The sequence below is a fragment of the Microcoleus sp. A6-C6 genome (assembly GCF_036705955.1).
Lineage (GTDB): Bacteria > Cyanobacteriota > Cyanobacteriia > Cyanobacteriales > Microcoleaceae > Microcoleus.
Window position 1 is genome coordinate 46,990 of the sequence record NZ_JAUBVR010000039.1, and the last position, 15,391, is coordinate 62,380.

Annotated in this window: 16 protein-coding genes and 1 riboswitch; of the genes, 10 read left to right on the forward strand and 6 right to left on the reverse strand. The window is 46.0% G+C overall.

All coding sequences use genetic code 11. From position 1 onward, the window contains the following. The first annotated feature begins 162 nt into the window (after window positions 1–162). The 5 genes from QUB52_RS16965 (at window position 163) to QUB52_RS16985 (ending at window position 3,686) form a co-directional block, all read left to right on the forward strand. On the forward strand, window positions 163–1,005 hold the full coding sequence (locus tag QUB52_RS16965) for an IS5 family transposase (protein ID WP_332976220.1): 843 nt from the start codon (window positions 163–165) through the stop codon (window positions 1,003–1,005). Then, a complete protein-coding gene (locus QUB52_RS16970; protein ID WP_332975370.1) occupies window positions 1,002–1,376 on the forward strand; it encodes a hypothetical protein in 375 nt (124 codons plus the stop codon). The genes QUB52_RS16965 and QUB52_RS16970 overlap by 4 nt, the downstream gene beginning before the upstream one ends. Window positions 1,377–1,497: 121 nt before the next feature. After that, the gene (locus QUB52_RS16975; protein WP_332975371.1) at window positions 1,498–1,950 is read left to right on the forward strand and encodes a KGK domain-containing protein; all 453 of its coding nucleotides are present in this window, start codon (window positions 1,498–1,500) and stop codon (window positions 1,948–1,950) included. 62 nt (window positions 1,951–2,012) lie between these two features. After that, window positions 2,013–2,189 carry a DUF4089 domain-containing protein gene (locus QUB52_RS16980; protein WP_332975372.1) on the forward strand — a complete coding sequence of 59 codons (177 nt, stop codon included), beginning with the start codon at window positions 2,013–2,015 and terminating at the stop codon, window positions 2,187–2,189. 33 nt (window positions 2,190–2,222) lie between these two features. Next, on the forward strand, window positions 2,223–3,686 hold the full coding sequence (locus QUB52_RS16985) for an AtzE family amidohydrolase (protein ID WP_332975373.1): 1,464 nt from the start codon (window positions 2,223–2,225) through the stop codon (window positions 3,684–3,686). A gap of 8 nt (window positions 3,687–3,694) precedes the next feature. On the opposite strand, the gene rpsU is transcribed toward QUB52_RS16985, so the two are convergent. The 4 genes from rpsU to QUB52_RS17005 form a co-directional block, all read right to left on the reverse strand. Continuing rightward, a complete protein-coding gene (rpsU, locus tag QUB52_RS16990; protein WP_006632476.1) occupies window positions 3,695–3,889 on the reverse strand; it encodes a 30S ribosomal protein S21 in 195 nt (64 codons plus the stop codon). Window positions 3,890–4,079: 190 nt separating this feature from the next. After that, window positions 4,080–5,199 (reverse strand): peptide chain release factor 2 gene (gene prfB / locus QUB52_RS16995; protein WP_265238709.1). Its coding sequence is split into 2 segments (ribosomal slippage): window positions 4,080–5,126 and window positions 5,128–5,199, totalling 1,119 coding nucleotides; the frame shifts between segments, so codons are not numbered across the junction. A 119-nt stretch (window positions 5,200–5,318) separates the two neighbouring features. Then, a complete protein-coding gene (locus QUB52_RS17000; RefSeq protein WP_332975374.1) occupies window positions 5,319–6,902 on the reverse strand; it encodes a tetratricopeptide repeat protein in 1,584 nt (527 codons plus the stop codon). 235 nt (window positions 6,903–7,137) lie between these two features. Beyond that, window positions 7,138–7,866, reverse strand: a complete 729-nt coding sequence (locus QUB52_RS17005) for a Bax inhibitor-1/YccA family protein (RefSeq protein ID WP_265238711.1) — start codon at window positions 7,864–7,866, stop codon at window positions 7,138–7,140. 161 nt (window positions 7,867–8,027) lie between these two features. Here QUB52_RS17005 and QUB52_RS17010 point away from each other — a divergent pair, with 161 nt between their 5' ends. Both QUB52_RS17010 and QUB52_RS17015 read left to right on the forward strand, forming a co-directional pair. Next, on the forward strand, window positions 8,028–8,204 hold the full coding sequence (locus tag QUB52_RS17010; protein ID WP_265238712.1) for a hypothetical protein: 177 nt from the start codon (window positions 8,028–8,030) through the stop codon (window positions 8,202–8,204). A 270-nt stretch (window positions 8,205–8,474) separates the two neighbouring features. Further along, window positions 8,475–8,798, forward strand: coding sequence for a PEP-CTERM sorting domain-containing protein (locus tag QUB52_RS17015; RefSeq protein WP_265238713.1), 324 nt, complete (start codon window positions 8,475–8,477; stop codon window positions 8,796–8,798). A gap of 167 nt (window positions 8,799–8,965) precedes the next feature. On the opposite strand, the gene bchD is transcribed toward QUB52_RS17015, so the two are convergent. Together bchD and QUB52_RS17025 are read right to left on the reverse strand one after the other, a co-directional pair. Continuing rightward, window positions 8,966–11,137 carry a magnesium chelatase ATPase subunit D gene (gene bchD / locus QUB52_RS17020; RefSeq protein WP_332975375.1) on the reverse strand — a complete coding sequence of 724 codons (2,172 nt, stop codon included), beginning with the start codon at window positions 11,135–11,137 and terminating at the stop codon, window positions 8,966–8,968. A gap of 34 nt (window positions 11,138–11,171) precedes the next feature. Continuing rightward, window positions 11,172–12,563, reverse strand: coding sequence for a sensor histidine kinase (locus tag QUB52_RS17025; RefSeq protein WP_332970488.1), 1,392 nt, complete (start codon window positions 12,561–12,563; stop codon window positions 11,172–11,174). Window positions 12,564–12,663: 100 nt separating this feature from the next. On the opposite strand from QUB52_RS17025, the gene QUB52_RS17030 reads away from it, so the two are divergent. The 3 genes from QUB52_RS17030 to ntrB all read left to right on the forward strand — a co-directional run bounded on the left by QUB52_RS17030 (window position 12,664) and on the right by ntrB (window position 15,337). Then, entirely contained in the window at window positions 12,664–14,001 is a 1,338-nt protein-coding gene (locus QUB52_RS17030) for an SLC13 family permease (protein ID WP_332975376.1), read from the forward strand. Beyond that, on the forward strand, window positions 13,998–14,159 hold the full coding sequence (locus QUB52_RS17035; RefSeq protein ID WP_332975377.1) for a hypothetical protein: 162 nt from the start codon (window positions 13,998–14,000) through the stop codon (window positions 14,157–14,159). Before QUB52_RS17030 ends, QUB52_RS17035 begins: the two co-directional genes overlap by 4 nt. Before the next feature lie 50 nt (window positions 14,160–14,209). Continuing rightward, window positions 14,210–14,423, forward strand: a riboswitch (cyclic di-AMP (ydaO/yuaA leader). 101 nt (window positions 14,424–14,524) lie between these two features. After that, window positions 14,525–15,337 (forward strand): nitrate ABC transporter permease, encoded by an 813-nt coding sequence (gene ntrB, locus QUB52_RS17040; RefSeq protein ID WP_332975378.1) that lies wholly within the window; start codon window positions 14,525–14,527, stop codon window positions 15,335–15,337. Window positions 15,338–15,391 lie beyond the last annotated feature (54 nt).

Sequence of the window (15,391 nt, forward strand, 5' to 3'; positions counted from 1 at the left end):
TTGATTGCTAAATAGACCTCTTGCAAAATAATTTTATGATATAATGGAAAGTTTTGCTTTACTGGATTGAATCCAAAGTCTTAACTTATTTTTACTCTTGCCTTGCTAGAAACAGGATAAAATACTAGAAACTTATATTGGTTGTTGCACAATCAGTAAATCATGAAAAATCAATCTTATCTAAACTTGACATCTCATCAATTTAAACGTAGATTTGGTGTCAAAATTGAAACTTTAAAAGTAATGGTTAAAGCCTTGGAAGAATTCAGGTCAGAAAATCCTCAAGACAGAAGAGGGCGTAGGACTATCCTAACTCTTGAAGAACAGGTCTTAGTTGCATTGGAATATTGGCGAGAATATCGAACATATTTTCATATTGCGACAAATTGGGGAGTATCTGAATCAACTATTTGCCGAATTGTAATTGACATCGAATCAACTTTAATGAAAACGGGAAAATTCCGTCTGCCTGGGAAAAAAGCATTACTCAAAAACTCTGATTATCCAGCAGTCGTGGCGATTGATGTCACAGAAACAGCTATTGAACGACCCCAAAAAAAACAGAAAAAATATTATTCAGGCAAGAAGAAATGTCATACCCTCAAAACTCAATTGGTCATTAATCAAGAGACAAGAGCAATTATTTGCACTGCTTTTGGGCAAGGACATTGCCACGATTTTAGCTTGTTTAAAAAAAGTAAAGTTCATTTTCATCCCGAAACAGATAGCTTACAAGATAGTGGGTATCAAGGCATAAAAGATTATCATTCCAATAGTTATATTCCTAGAAAGAAACCTAAAAATGGAAAACTTTCTCTCTTAGAAAAAGACTACAATCGAGTTCTAGCACAAGAAAGAATTGTTATTGAACACGTTAACCGGAGTCTGAAAATTTTTAAAATCTTGTCGAGTCGTTATCGCAATCGTCGCCGCCGTTATGGTCTGCGTTGTAATTTGTTATCAGCAATTTATAATTATGAGTTAGCTCTAGGGGGATTAAATTGAAAACCTTCTATTATAGCATAGATTTTTTTTGCAAGAGGTCTACTATAGGTAAGGAGTATGTTGTTTATGCTATCCAAGCATGGAAAGAAACTATTTGGTATTATATCTGTGATGATAATTACAGCTATTATCCCATGCAAAATCCGGCACCGCTGTTTGAAGTGGTTGATGACAGAGTTTCTAAGTATGGGCGGTTTAAACTTTGGCCAGATGGATGCTTGATGATAGCGTTTGAACAGTGGTTTACTGACCCTTATTTTTATGATAAGCTGACAGACATAGAAGAGGCGGAGGTTGAGATTTTTGATAAGATCAAGGAGTTGATGGATGCTGAAAATTTTGATTTGCCTCCGCTGGAGGTCGTCGTTTAGAAGTTGCGGGAAACTGTCAGTGTTTGACTCGGTAATAGTTAAGGTTAATTTAGTCTTTTTGGCTTGACTCACATCCCTTTAAATGGTATCAGATAGGAAGAAGCATAAATTTGTTTAAAAAATGAACAAAAAACTTGAATCCAATAATAACTATGAGATACTAGACGGCGATGATGTTTTGTTATTCGATAAAGCTACTTTTCTGGTACGCAGGTTTGAAGAGCTAGTCACTAGCCAGTTTATTGAGATACTCGATCTTATTGCAATAAGGGAATCTCGGCAGAAATCAATAATTAATTGGATGAAAGAGCTACGGATCAACGAAGAAATAATAATTAATGCAGGAGATGTAAACTGGAACTCCCCTCAAGAAGGAATAGATTGTCAAGTTCTCAAAATTGGTTCTAAGGGTTGGCAAAAAGGAAGGCTTCAAATAAAAGTCAATGAAAATTTTCAGTCTGGGAAAACTCAGGTATGTATAAAGTTTTGTCCTGATGAACCACCTGAGCCAAAATCACCTTTAGATGATATCAGGCAATCAGAGGAATACAAAAAACTGAGCAATAACAACTGACAGCCCGATCGCGATTACCATACAATAATCGATCGTACTCCCATACTAACAACGAAAAATAAATGATAAATATAGAAGAATATGTCGATCGCACATCCGAACTAATCAATTTACCCATCAAGCCCGAACATCGGCCCGCCGTTGTGGTAAACTTCGAGAGGATAGCTGCGATCGCCCAACTCGTTACAGAATTCCCCTTACCCCCAGAAATCGAAGCTGCACCAGTGTTTCAACCCTGATTGTTAACCGCAGATGTAGGCAGATGAACACAGATGAACGCAGATGAAGCCCAATTTTTAGCAGGAGCGGATGCAGTCGCCACAGCATCGGCGGTTAAAAGTGGTAAGATTACAGCGACAGCGGTTGTGAATGCTGCTTTAGAACGAATTGCCGATCGAGATAAAACACTCAATTGCTTTACTGCAATTACCGCAGAAAGTGCGATCGCAGCAGCCGAAATGATAGATAATGCGATCGCACGCCACGAAAACCCAGGCCCCTTAGCAGGCGTTCCCTTCGCAGTCAAAAATTTGTTCGATGTCGGCGGAATTACCACCCTAGCCGGGTCAAAAATCAACGCTGACAACCCTCCGGCTACCCAGGACGCGGCCGCGGTCGCCCGACTCAGACAGGCTGGTGCTATCCTTGTAGGTACGCTGAACATGGATGAGTACGCCTACGGTTTTGTCACGGAAAACAGTCACTACGGCGCGACTCACAATCCCCGCGATACTACCCGCATCGCCGGCGGTTCCAGTGGCGGTTCCGCAGCAGCAGTCGCCGCCGGTTTAATACCTTTCAGCCTCGGTTCTGATACTAATGGTTCCATCCGCGTCCCCGCTGCTTTGTGCGGTGTGTTTGGGTTTAAGCCTACTTACGGCCGTTTATCAAGGGCTGGCGCTTATTTGTTTTCGAGTAGTTTGGATTGTGTGGGGCCGTTTGGGCGATCGCTCCGAGACATGGCGCTGCTGTATGATATCCTACAAGGCCCGGACGATCGCGATCCAGTTTGCACTCAACGCCCGCCAGAACTTTGTTCGCCACAGTTAGATATAGGAATTCAAGGATTGCGAATTGCGGTTGCTGATGGGTATTTCGCGACAGGGGCCGAACCCGAAGCAATGGCTGCTGTAGAAATAATTGCTAAGGCCTTGACAAATGTCTTGAAATGTGGTATCCAAGCAGAAAAAGCAACAACAAACCCCCCAAAAATTGGAGGGCTTGCGACTGTCAGCATACCGGAATCCGATCGCGCGAGGGCGGCAGCGTTTATAATTACGGCTTGCGAGGGTGGAAACTTGCATTTGGAGAATTTGCGGACGCGCCCCCAAGACTTCGATCCCGCCACGCGCGATCGTTTTTTGGCTGGAACCCTGATTCCTGCGACGTGGTACGTGCAAGCGCAGAGATTTAGACAGTGGTATCGCGATCGAATTCGCGCCATATTCCAACATACAGATATCATTCTCGCACCCGCAACCCCGATCGCCGCTCCTGAAATTGGTGTCGAGAAAATGGTCATCGCCGGACAAGAAATATTAGTGCGTCCCAATCTGGGACTGTTCACTCAACCCCTATCATTTATAGGCTTGCCAGTTCTGTGCGTGCCCGTACAGCGGCCCGGCGCTTTGCCCTTGGGAGTACAAATTATCGGTGCTCCCTACAGCGAAGCGGTGATTCTCCGAGTCGCTGCGGTACTAGAATCGCAAGGCATTATATGTGCCGAATCAATTTAATGCTATTTCTAGGGTTTGTTGTTGCGGTGGAAGCGTCTCTTAGTGCGTCTGGCAATAGCTTTGCGCTTCTGCTTTTCGAGGGGGGTTTCAAAGTGGCGGTGTTTTCTCATGTCCGGGAAAATTCCCGCTTTGGAAACTTGTCGCTTAAACCGTCGTAGGGCTGACTCAATCCCTTCATTTTCGCCGATTACAACTTGGGTCATTATTTCTCCTGTGGTTCGTTAGATCAAGTTTTATCATATCAAGATTTCTGGCGGCGCGACCTATTGGATGTCGGGCGATCGACCAAAACCTCAAAATTATACCAGAAATTTGGTTCGTAGTGAGGACTTCAGTCATTCTTTCTTGCGGACTGAAGTCCTCACTACAAACCTGTTTGATTGCGGGTAGCGGTTACTCTGTTTGGGCGATTAACTGATTTTCCTGCCGCAAATAAGCTTGAATGAACGGTTCTAATTCGCCATTCATCACATCTAGGATGGCGGTGGTTTCCACCCCAGTCCGCAAATCCTTGACCATTTGATAGGGGTGAAACACGTAATTCCGAATTTGCTGGCCCCAAGCCGCCTCTACCATGTCGCCCCGAATCTCGGCAATTTCCGAAGCCCGCTGTTCCTTCGCAATCACCAACAGGCGCGCTTTCAGCAGTGCGAGAGCTTTTTCCTTATTTTGTAACTGACTGCGTTCTTCGGTACAGCGGACAGCCAAACCTGTCGGAAGGTGAACGATGCGGACTGCCGTTTCTACCTTGTTAACGTTTTGTCCGCCCTTGCCGCCTGCGCGGGAAGTAGTCACTTCCAAATCTTTTTCTGGAATATCCAGCTTAACGGATCGATCGAGCACTGGCATCACTTCCACGCCCGCAAAACTGGTTTGACGCTTGTCATTAGCATTAAAAGGCGAAATTCTGACCAAACGGTGAGTGCCCTTTTCCGACCTCATGTAGCCGTAAGCGTAGCGGCCGACAATTTCCAAAGAAGCAGATTTAACACCGGCTTCCTCTCCCTCAGAAATCTCCATTAAATGGACTTTGTAACCTTGACTTTCTCCCCAGCGGGTGTACATCCGCAGCAGCATTTCCGCCCAATCTTGAGCATCCGTGCCGCCCGCCCCGGCGTTAATTGTCAAAACGGCGCCGCCTTCATCGTAGGGCCCCGATAATAATTGTTGCAGTTCCCACTGGTCGAGTTCGCGGGTTAATTGGGAAAGACTCGATGAGGCTTCTTGAAATAGGGACTCGTCAGCGTCTAACTCCAGCAGTTCTAAAATAGCTCTAGCGTCTTCTAGGCTAGTCTGCCAGCCGTGATATTGGTCTAAATGAGATTTGAAGTCATTCAGTTCTTGGAGGGTTCCTTGAGCTTGATCTTGGTCATCCCAGAATGCTGGTTGGGCGCAGATTTGCTCTAAGTCTTGGATTTTGGCTGTGAGTGCGGGGATGTCAAAGATAGTCCTGGGTTGTACCCAGTCGATCGGACAATGTTTGGATATTGTGTTTGATGTCTAGAACTTCCACTGTGAATTTTCCTAGTTGTGGGGTGTTATATTAATTTTAGCTTGCTGCTGACTTGTTGTTGCACAAATACTAAGAAAGATTTTTTGACCGCAGATGAACGCGGATGAACGCGGATGTTTCTAAATGTACTGCGAACCTGTGGAATTGAAAGTTTTGCCGCATTCGTGAGCGCATACATCCAACCTTTTGGAACATGAAAAACTTTTTGTGAGGTCTTCGCGAAACCAATCACAGGCGATCGCATCTTTGATAGATTTAGTTCTGAGAGAATTAAATCCGTCGCCGTACTTTTCAATTAAAGCCAGCATTTGGGGTCTGTAAGTGTCGTTATAAATAACGTATTTGGTATGGCTGACCCAACAGCAAGGCCAGAGTTCTGCTTCAAAAGAAATAAAAATATCTTTGCTGGCTTGAGTTTGACAGCTAATTTCTACGTTGCGGTAGTAATTGTTTAGGCTACCAAATGTTTCTACAGCTTGGATAAATTGGTCTCCCTGTGGATTTTTATATTGTTCCAATGATGGGGGTTGGAGTTCTTGGCTGGCTGGCTGTGATCGGACAGGAAAAGTTGGTTCTGGTGCTTTAGAGGTTTCGATAGCTATAGCTTGATACCAAGCATAATTTGCTTTTTCTGGTTGCCCCAACTGCGTCAACACTTTAGCTAAATTGCGATAAGCTCCGGCAAAATTGGGTTTAAGCTCGATCGCCTTTTGGTAATAAGCACTAGCTGGCTGCCACTGTTGCTGTTGAGCATAAAGACTGCCTACATTAGCATAAACTTCTGGAAAATTAGGCTGAATTTCGAGTGCCTTGGCGTAACAATCTGCTGCTGCTTGCATCTTCCCCAAACCTTGAAAAGCGTTGCCTAAAGTTTTGCAGGCTGCTGCAAAATTAGGCTGAATTTTTAGGGCTTGTTGGCTGGCTGCGATCGCCTCTGAGAGCTGTCCTTGTCTCAAACAGTCCTCCGCTTGTTGGTGCAAGCCAACAGCGGTCTGTGTTTGATTCTGAGGGGCTGACGCATTAGTTGTTGCTGGTTGGTTGGGGCGATCGCTCTTAGCATCTACCTGAGAGTTTTCTGCCTTCTGAGGCTGTTGATTTGCCGACTCTTTGTCATAAATCTCTTTCGCCACAAAACGAGAGGTAGCTTTCGGTACAAACTCGACAAATCCTAGTTGTTGGGCTAAATCCCGCGCTGCTTCTACTTGGTGCTGGTTGTGATCAAATATCAAATAGTGCCATACAGCTTTTCCGCCAGCTTGGATAAAGGCATTAACAGATTGCATTATCCTGTCCCAGTTGGTATTTTGGCGGTAAATGCTGTTAGTATCAGCCAATCCGTCGATGCTAAAAGTTACGGTATCGTGTTCTCCTGTCATTGTCTGTGCCAGGGTGCGCCACCAGTCTGGGTTACGTCCGCTACCGTTGGTGTACAGGCCAATCTGAGGAACTCCCATGCGGTGCCAATATTCGATCGCAGGAATTGTGGTATTGCTAGTCATAGCATCCCCGTAGTTGCCGCACATATAGATCAAATCCAATTGAGAGCAAAACTCTTGTGGGAAAATTCTCTCAATATCTTCAATCTTTAATTCTGCTGCGGGCAAAATCGGGTTGTCAGTGCGGGGACACTGCGGGCAAGCTGCATTGCACCGGGAAGTAATTTCTACGCTGACTCTCCTGATATCTTCATATTTTAAGTACATGAGTGTTCTCCTATTGATTTGTGATTAATGTTGAAATTGCGATCGACAGCATGAGATGACAAGATTTTTGAGCGATCGGCTAAAAATTCAAATTATACCTCGATTCATCTGTGGAGTAAATCTAAAATTGAAAATCTCAAATCGACTGACGGCTATCTTGGTTGTAAATCTTAATCAAAAACCGCAGCCGGATGTCGATCGCGCTACGGTTTTTTTTAAGCTAAACTTTCAATGATTAATCGCGGCCGTTGATAGCAATCATCAGGCGCAGAATGAAGATGAACAAGTTGATGTAAGTCAAGTACATCGACAAAGCGGCTGGCAAATATTGGTCATCGCGGTAACTGCGGGGCAGAATGTAAAAGTCTACAATCGCAGCGCCAGCAAATATAAATACGCCGATGCCAGAAATGCCAATTTCCAACCAGGTTGGGGTGTAGACACCGAAAAACGACAGCAAAAATTGACCGCCAACGACGACTAACAAAGCAATCACACCTAAACTGATGGTTTTGGTGATGGCCATGCCGTCTGTTTCCGACAAGTTAGAGCCAATTTGGCGGGCGGCGATAAAGGTAATGCCACATCCGAGGGCTGCAAAACCGATGCCAGCAATGCCGACTCCTTCGTTTCTGAGTGCTACAGACACCAATCCGCTGAGGGTGTAGCCGGTAAGCAGGCTGTAGGTTACTAGGAGGGGTAAGGCGGTGCTATTGTTACCTTTTTCGGCGACACCGCGAACGACAAAGAACAGAATTAATTGTAGGACGATCGCGCCAATAAACGTGGGAAAGAAGATTCCGGGATAGTTGCGGATGACTCCGAGGCCACCGTAGGCGCCGACAGCGGTTAAGACAAGTCCGCCACCGACGAAGGGGAGGGCGTTGGAGATGACGTTGGGGCCAACCAGCGCGTGGTTTTTGGCCTCGCGCACGGCTTCGCGGAAGTTGCTGGTGTTACTCACGAGGATTTACCTAATTTTGGCTGAGATTTGCTATCTATATTTTGACAGCTTTATAGCCGGTTGACAAAACCTGGAATAGTTTAAAGATTTGATAAAGAATGGGTGAGATCACTTCCAGGTAGGAAGTAATTGTTTATAATCAGCGGCGTACAAGTAAGTCTGTGCCGTGTCTTCGTTATCTGGGGACGATCTCTGACACGGTTGTCGATCGTCTTAGAGCTATAATTGAGGTTAAAGTGTCGGCGCTATCTGCGGCGATGGGCAAGCTGAAAGTCGATCGAATTGCAGGTAGCACAGGTCAATCAATTTGGAATTTGGGATTTACCATTTGGGATTGATGACTGTATGCTCGAAGCAGGGGCCGCAGTGGATTTGAGGTTTTTGATTGGCGACGCGAGTTGAAACTAGGGACAGGAAAGCCCAATAATCTAAAATCTAAAATCTAAAATCTAAAATCTAAAATCTAAAATCTAAAATCTAAAATCTAAAATCTAAAATCTAAAATCGATTCGGTTAGTTGCTCGCAGTAGCTCACACAGGGAATTTCCAAAAAAATAACGATCGAGAGATTGAGTTCGATCGACAAAATGCTAAATAGGTAATGTCCAATGCCCACATTTTTTGCTCACAAATTATTGCCACCTGCCGCCGGAATTCTATTGGCTGCAACCGCCGTTATTTCCGGGGGTCAAGCTGCCGTTGCAGCTAATGTCCGAGCCGTTTATACCGCTACTTCAGGGCCTGGTTCAGAAAATTTGCTGCTGGCTCAGACAGGTCAATCCCCCCAAGGTATCATTTCTCCAAGCCCCAGCCCGGTAACGGTAAACCGGGCGGCTCTGCCCGTGAGAATTCCTGAGCCTTCAATGCTGGCGGGGTTGGGTTTAGTTGCCGGTTCGCTGGCGGTGACTCGCCGGAGAGTCAGTCGATTTTAGATTTTAGATTGAAGAATTTTAGATTGACTCCACAGATGAATCTGGGAGCTTGAACTTTGGTCTAAAATTGGGATCTCCACTTAGGAGCGTCGGGGGAAGAGCCGAGGGGAACACAGGCGGGATGCCCGTGCCCTCAAAAATGCGGATGAAATCTCTATTTAAGAATTTTAGCCGATCGCGTCGCGGAGAGCATTTTTAGTCATCGCTGCGATCGACTGTTCAGAAGCCTTCGGCAAATGATAGTATTTTCCGCCAGAAGTCTTAGCCAACTCCTTCGCAAAACCAGTCGAAATAAACTTACTCTCAGTATCAATCACCAGCAACTGCATTCCCAACCCGCGAATTTTGGCAGCAATTTCCAACAATTCCTTCTTAATATCCGGCTTTTCGCCATCTAAAATCGGTTCACCCAAAGAACGAGCCAAAGGAATATTACCGCGTCCGTCAGTAATCGCAACAATCGCCACTTGACCAATATCTCCAGACTGCCGCGCGTTAACTCCCACGCGCACCGCCTGCGTCAAACCGTGGGCGAGGGGCGAACCACCGCCGCAGGGCAACCGCTCCAAACGCTTGCGGGCTAAGGCTATCGAGCGAGTCGGCGGTAGCAATACCTCTGCTTGTTCTCCACGAAACGGAATCAGCGCAACTTGGTCACGACTTTGATAAGCTTCCGTGAGTAACTGCATGACTGCACCTTTCGCCGACTGCATCCGATTGAGAGCCATCGAACCCGAAGCATCCACGACAAAGACGACTAAAGCTCCAGCTTTTCTCGCCAAGCGCTTCGCCCGAATATCTCCCTGTTCCACAAATACGCGCTTTTCTCGATTTGGGCTGGAACTCGCCGTGGGTTCCTGGTCTGAATTCCTTTGGCGGCGGGCTTTTTGGTAGGGTGCGGCGGCGCGGAGAGTCGCGTCAACGGCGATGCGCCGGACGGGGCCTTTGGGCAACATTGGCTTGACGTAACGGCCTCTATCTTCGGAGAAAATGGTGCTTCGGCTGCCGGATTTGCCTTGGCGGTTGGCGGATTGGGCGAAGAATAGCACGTCGGGGTCGAGAATTACGCCTTCGGGGTCGAACAGAAATTCTTCGGGAATGGTATCTTTTTCTGGTTCTTCTTCAGGCTCCGGTTTGTCTTCATCCTCTTGGTCTTCTTCGTCTTCTTGTTCGTTTTCGGGTTCGTCTTGTTCTTGTTCTGACTGCTTTTGTGGCGGTGGCGGCGGGGGAGGAGGAGGTGAGTTTTCGTCTGGGGGAGTTTGGATGACGGTGGCGCGGGGTACGATGACTAATTCTACGGCGCGGCGCAGGTCTTCGGCGTTAACTTCTGTGCGTCCCTCAATGGCGGCGCAGGCTTTGGCGACGCGGACTGCGAATATTTCGGCGCGGTGTCCCTGAACTACGCCACGGATAGCTTCTTCGACTAGGTAGGCAATTTGTTCGCGGCTGATGGTGACATCTTTGAGCCATTCTCTGGCGAGGATGATTTGGGTTTTGAGGTTGTCGGTATCTTCGCTGTATTGGTTGAGGAATTCTTGGGGGGAGCTGGAGTAGGATAAAGCTTGTTCTACTGCATAGACTCTTTCTTCTAGTTGGAGTGCTGCGTCGGCGGAAAGGACGATCGCGATGCGATCGAGTAAATGTTCTCTCAACGGCCCTTCTTCAGGGTTGTAGGTGGCGATGAATAGAGGTTTGCAAGGGTGTTGGAAGCTGATGCCTTCGCGCTCTATTTGGTTGCGCCCTTCGGTTAATACTGTGAGTAATTGGTTGGAAATATTGTCATCAAGGAGGTTAATTTCGTCTACATAAAGTACGCCTCGATTTGCTTGGGCTAAGAGTCCTGCTTGAAATACAGTTTGACCAAATCTTACAGATTGTTCGACATCGACGGAACCTAAGAGTCTGTCTTCGGTGACACCCAAAGGAATTTGAATGAATGGTGTGGGAATTATTTCTGTATTTGGGGAATTAGTATCGGTGTGGGCATCTTGCCCGCTTGCTTCTGCTAACTCTTGCCCGCTTGTTTCTGCTAACTCTTGCCCGCTTGTTTCTGCTAACTCTTGCCCGCTTTCTTCTAATAAAGAAGATGTGTTTTCTACAAAAATTTCATCTGGTTCGGCGTTGCAAAAAGAGTCTTTAACAATTTCAATTGGTGGGAGTAGGGAATGCAAGGCGCGGGCCATTACTGATTTTGCTGTACCGCGGCGGCCTGCGATCGCAACTCCTCCCAATCCGGGATCGACTGCTACTAATAGTAGGGCTAATTTGATGGCTTCTTGCCCGACTACGGCGGTGAGGGGAAAGGCTGTGGTGGAAGGGCTAAGGTTGGCTGCGGGCATAGGATTTTGGGCTGTAAAAATTTGAACTTAATGTTTAGTTTACTGGTTGAAGGATTTTGACTTCTAGGGGCAGAATCACGGTAAAAGTTGAGCCGACTCCGATTTCTGATTCTAGCTCGATTTTGCCTTGTAGCAGTGTCACGAGCCGCGATACTATGGCTAATCCCAGGCCGGTGCTCTCGGTAGGAAATTTGTGTCTGCTAGGTTCTCCTGCTTGAAAGAAGGCGTCAAAGATGCGATTTTGATCTGTGGGGGCAATGCCAATACCAGTATCTGTAATTGCGATCGCCCAATGTTCTGCCCCAGCTTGACGGCAGTGTAATTCGATGCTACCGGATTCTGTATAGCGAATGGCATTACTCAGCAGGTTGGTGACAATTTGTTGCAGCCGCTGTCCGTCGGCGACTACTTGTTTTGGGGCGCAGTCGCTGGTAACTGCGAGCTTTAGTCCTTTAGCATCAGCCATTGGCTGCATCATTTCTACTACGGTGTTAATTATAGATTGTACATTAGTTTGCCGCAGGTTAAGTTTAATTTTTCCGGCGTCGGCGCGAGAAAGTTCTAGGGCGTCGTTAATCAGGCGCAGCAACTGTCTGCCGTTGCGCAATACTCGCTCGATGTGTTCGATGCCGGGGAGGGTATCTTTGATTTCCGATTGCCATTTTTCTTGGCGCAAAAACAGTTCGGAATAACCGATAATTGAGTTGAGGGGAGTTTTGAGTTCGTGAGCTAAATGGTAGACGTTTTCTTGATTGACGCTGACGAGGCGATTCAGTTCTTGATTTGTGAGTTGTAACTGAGTTTGGATTTGTTGAAGTTCCCGCAGCCTCTGAGCGACGTAGCTATTCAAACACTGAGCAATTGCTTCATCTACTACGGCATCTATGAGCCGAAAAGCTCTGAATACTTCGGCGGTGGTTCCTGCTAGCAATTCTGCTTCTAATTGGGAGAATATTACTTGACGCAATAAGTGGTATTCCCGGGCTACTTCTGCAGCGTCGTAGCCTTGTTCTGCTCTGAGAAATCCGTGATCTAAACTGGCTTCAATTATTACTATTATTTCGCTGTTTTGATATTGGGAAAGCACTGTGGCCATCGCGGCCAACAGGTGAGGTATGTGATCCTCTATTGCTGAGTGCGTTAAGGCGTCAGCACTTTCAATTTTTCTGTCCTGACGTACTGCTGCAATCCAGTTTTTGACGATAGTATCGGTTTTGTCGGCGAGCACTTGGCTGTAGTCCATGATGTCTGCGTGGGGGTTGAGTTTGGCAGATGTTGCCCATGCTTCATTGTAGTTGAGCGATCGCCCGATCGACATACCAAACTTCGGGCGATCGCAACCCTGCCAAAAGAAGTAGTTTTGAGGTAATTTTTTCAGGAGTGCCGGATCTCTGTCGAGCGGTTGATCCCAGCTTGTCAATGCCAAAAATAGCACTTAAACTTATTGACATAATAGCCATAAAGTAGTATAATCCCTCAAACCGAGAGTTGGGAATTTTTAAGTTTTAATTTTGTCAGGGGACTCAATGGAAAACGTGCAAGCTGCGATCGCTGTGGCAACATTTATCGGTGTAGTTTTCTTAATAATTACAGAATGGATACACCTCACAATTGCGGCATTCCTGGGAGCGCTGATTCTGGTGTTTACCCACGTGATGACGTTAAAGGATGCGATCGAATATATCGATCGCAGTCACGGAACGCTGGGCTTATTTTTCGGAGTGATGGTCATGGTGAGAGCCTTTGAGCCGACCAAAGTATTCGATTATTTGGCAACTAAAATGGTGTTGTTGGCTAAAGGCAAAGGCAAAAATCTCTTGCTGGGAATTGTCGCAATTACAACACCTATTTGTGCAGTTTTACCCAATGCCACAACAGTCATGTTGCTAGCACCGTTAATTCCGCCAATAGCTCAAGAAATCGGGGTAGATTTTGTACCATTACTGATTTTAATGGTATTTGTAGCTAACAGTTCTGGATTGCTGACGATCGTGGGAGATCCGGCTACATTTATTGTCGGTGATGCGATTAACATGAGTTTTGCTGATTACCTGGTAAAGTTAAGTTTGGGTGGGGCGATCGCCGTAGGAGTGATATTAGTAATTCTGCCTTGGCTGTTCCGTGAAATTTGGCACAAAGAATTAGATGATTTGGAACATTTGCCGCATCCAACAATTAATCACCCGCGAATCTTAGCAGTGGGTGGCTTAATTATAGCTTTCGTGCTGACATTTTTTGTAGTAGGAGAGTCTCTGCCCATACCAATTTCACCGGCAGCGGTTGCTTTGTTAGGGGCTGCTTTAGCAATGCTGTTGGCTCACCATTCAAAAATTGATTCAGTTAACAATATTTTGCGGGATTTAGATTGGAGTACGCTGTTATTTTTTATGTCGATATTTGTCCTAATTGGCGGCTTGGAAAAAACCGGAATCATCGGCAGTATGTCTGGTATCTTAGCAGTTATTTTAGGTAAAAATATTTTTCTGGGTTCTTTAGCTTTGTTGTTTTTCGTGGGTTTGATGTCGAGTGTAGTGCCAAATATTCCGCTGGTGGTGGCGATGGTACCGCTGCTAAAACAGTATGTTGTGAATGTCGGACTCGCACCGGCAGAGGTGCTGGCTCCAGATTTTGCAGGGCAGTTTCCACCTGCGGTGCTACCGCTATTTTATGCGATGATGTACGGAGCAACTTTGGGGGGAAATGGCACTTTGGTAGGAGCTTCTTCTAATATAGTGGCGGCGGGAGTTTCTGAACTGCACGGGCGTCGGATTTCTTTTCAAACTTTTCTGCGTTACGGGCTTCCTGTGATGGCTTTGCAATTGGTGGCTGCGGCTGTTTATATAACTATTCGGTTTTTGATTTGAAGGAAGAAGGAAGAGGGAAGAGGGAAGAGGGAAGAGGGAAGAAGGAAGAAGGAAGAAGGAAGAAGGAAGAGGGAAGAAGGAAGAGGGAAGAGGGAAAAGGGAAGAAACATTGGTTAGTAAAATCTAAAGTATCTAAAAGAGCCAATATATACTTTTAAAGATATATTGACAAGATTAGAGGCTTGTGATAGTTTAAGTAAAATTGACTAAAAAAGTCAAGCCTAATCCAGTGTTGCGCGATCGGACAAAGCGTGTCGCTGGAGCGGAGGAACCAATTTTCGGGGCAAATCTCCACAGATTTAACAAGCCAAAGTTAAAAATTGCCAAATTTGAATGTAATTTTTGATTTGGAAATCTAAGGAGAAGGACATCTCTCAGTCCTAGCCCGTCAGCTAACTTCGTCGGCATTGAGAAGAGACTGAAGAGTCAACTTGTCTTCACATAGATAGTTTGACTTCATCAGTGTCTCAGGTTGGTATTGTTCAAGATTCTTGTACCTGCCCTGACTCTGAAGGAGAATTAAATGTCAGTACAACTTAATTTAGCTGCGATCGCAGTTGTAGGACAAGCAGCATGGAAACGGGCAAAACCCGCTGTAATCCGAGATGCTGTTTTGTTCCCTGCGGCTGGTTTTTTGGGAATTCTTTGCCTGTGGTGGATCATTGCCAGCTTCAAAAGCGATTTGATTCCAACTCCATACCAAGCATTAATCGCTAATTTAGATTACATCTTGCATCCATTTTACCAGCGCGGGCCTGGAGATTTAGGCATTGGCTGGCTGCTGCTAGCGAGTTTGCGACGGGTGTTGGTGGGATTTTTCCTGGGTGCAGCAGTGGCGATTCCCCTGGGATTTCTGATCGGGATGTCGAAACCGGCAATGATGGCGCTCAATCCGCTGATTCAAATCTTCAAACCGGTGTCGCCGCTAGTGTGGCTGCCCATAGCTCTATCGATTTTTAATTTAGCAGAACCCTCGGCAATTTTTGTCATATTCATCACGTCTTTGTGGCCGACAATTATCAACACAGCTTTGGGAGTTGCTAGCGTTTCCCAGGATTATCTGGATGTGGCGCGAGTGTTGGAAATGCCGCGCTGGAGGCGGATTACCAAGATAATTTGGCCGGCGAGTTTGCCATACATTTTTACAGGTTTACGGATTAGTTTAGGGATTGCTTGGCTGGTGATTGTGGCAGTGGAAATGCTGACAGGCGGTGTGGGAATTGGCTTTTTTGTCTGGGATGAGTGGAGCCGTTTGAATCTGAGTTCGGTATTTTTAGCGGTGTTTGTAATTGGCTTAACTGGTTTGTTGCTTGGTAAGGATTCAGGTAAAAAATAGTTGATTGAGAGCCGAAAAATATGGTAATGTAGTCAGATGAGCGAAAAGCCAGAG